General features: G+C 35.4%; 1 protein-coding gene and 1 pseudogene. Both read right to left on the reverse strand.

From position 1 onward, the window contains the following. A partial coding sequence (locus tag SORDD05_RS10105; protein WP_196757191.1) for a hypothetical protein occupies positions 1-633 on the reverse strand: 633 nt, incomplete at its 3' end. Continuing rightward, a pseudogene (locus tag SORDD05_RS02675) lies at positions 617-1,333 on the reverse strand (hypothetical protein); the annotation flags it as partial. The pseudogene SORDD05_RS02675 and the gene SORDD05_RS10105, both read right to left, overlap by 17 nt.

A 1,333-nucleotide genomic window follows, 5' to 3' on the forward strand; every position in this document is an offset into this window, starting at 1 on the left:
AGTGGTGTCGAAGTAGTCATTCGCTTCTTGATTAAACACAATATCTTTTATGGCTTGGGCTTGAGCAACGAGTTTAGCCTTACCACCTTTCGAATCTGGTGCCTTGGACAATTGTTCCTCAAAGAAAGTGATAGCTGGTTCATCTTGAAGGTAAGTAGAAGATAGAAATTCATAATATAATTTCTTCAATTCAAATTTTTCTCTATTTTTTTTAGAAATACTAGAAAAATTGATATTTGAAAATTGACTAAGCGCTAATAAAAAATCTCCTCTCAGGTAAGCTAATTCTCCTTTGATTAGTTCTAAACCAACCTCGTAAACCTTCTTATTAGGCTTATAAGAATGATGAACACTATATTCAAAGAAAGATTGATATTTTTCAAAATCCATCAAACCTTCTTTCCAATGAAGTATAACTTTACCAATTAATATGCCCAATAAGTATCCTAAAAACAAAAATAGTAAAGATAAAAATAGCAAAAAACGAACTGCAAAAATATTTTGTTTAAACAATAAAAACAAACCCAAAATTGCCAAAAAAACAGAAATAGTAACTGAAAATCTAGATACTTTACTGATATAAAAAGTGATTTTTGCATTTTTACTGGCCAACTTATTAATTAAATCTTTCATCTTTTTTCTCCGAACTTTTATCTTCATTAGATAGCAAAGCAATACCAGTTAGAACCGCTATCACACTACCTATAGCAGCTTCAACAGGAGCAAAAGCTATTGCCACAGTAACTACAGTAACAAATGCAACTCCATAAAAAATAAACTCAGCATTCTCAAATGTCCTTTGGAGATGATCCACCTTCCTCACTCCCGTCTCATTAGTCGTCTTAACTGTCGCGTAGTCTTGTTTGACCTGATTATGTTCCTTCACATAGGTGACGCGGTAACCATTCTCTGACTTAGTCCCAACCTCAAGAGAGCGATTCTTATAGCCAAAGCCAATGGAAAGGTTGGGCGCAAGTTTGCTATAGCTTGAACTAATCTTGTCTGCTAAACTGAACTCACCCGTTATAGAATAGTCCTTCAGCCCTATCTTCGTCTTATAATTGGCCTTTTCTTCTAGAAAATCTGTACTCAGCCCTCCAACGCTATACTCTCCTTCTTGACTTAACTTACCATCTTTATATTTAGTGTTAAAAGTGATGGCACTTTCCCCTTTGAAGTGACCTTTTATCTGGATTTTGCTCTTAAGGTAGTGTTGACCGTCGTCATATACTGTTATCTCCTTCTCAAACGTAACTTCATTCCCTTTCAAGAAATCAATCAGCTCCTGAGGTTTCTTACCGCCATTCCCATGGGAGGCAAGAGAGATCGTACG

The organism is Streptococcus oralis (assembly GCF_001578705.1).
Taxonomy (GTDB): Bacteria; Bacillota; Bacilli; order Lactobacillales; family Streptococcaceae; genus Streptococcus; species Streptococcus oralis_J.